Source organism: Rhizobium ecuadorense, from assembly GCF_001187535.1.
Taxonomy (GTDB): domain Bacteria; phylum Pseudomonadota; class Alphaproteobacteria; order Rhizobiales; family Rhizobiaceae; genus Rhizobium; species Rhizobium ecuadorense.
Map to the genome: position 1 here is coordinate 1 of NZ_LFIO01001237.1, position 291 is coordinate 291.

The 291-nt window shown below is 67.7% G+C and carries 2 pseudogenes; both read left to right on the top strand.

The window, feature by feature from the left end:
* Nucleotides 1-135 (top strand): annotated as a pseudogene (locus AF337_RS42585) (substrate-binding domain-containing protein); the annotation flags it as partial.
* A pseudogene (locus AF337_RS45645) lies at nt 132-291 on the top strand (sugar ABC transporter ATP-binding protein); the annotation flags it as partial. The pseudogenes AF337_RS42585 and AF337_RS45645, both read left to right, overlap by 4 nt.

Genomic DNA, 291 nt, shown 5'->3' on the forward strand with positions numbered 1-291 from the left:
GCTGCAATGGGCGGTGCCGCCGTCGACGCGCTCGTCAAGGCCTCGGCCGGCGAAGCCGTCACCAAGACGATCTCGGTGCCGATCACCATCGTCACCAAGGAGAATGTCGAGCCGTACCGGGCCGTCTTCAAATGATCGAAAGCGGACAGCGTGACATCGCTGCCGCCGGTTCCGGAGGGGTCGCACCCTCCGGAACCGGAACATCCGGCGGCACCCGATCCGACCCGCGCATCTCGCTGCGCGGTATCCGCAAGTCGTTCGGCTCGCACCAGGCCCTGCGCGGCGTCGATC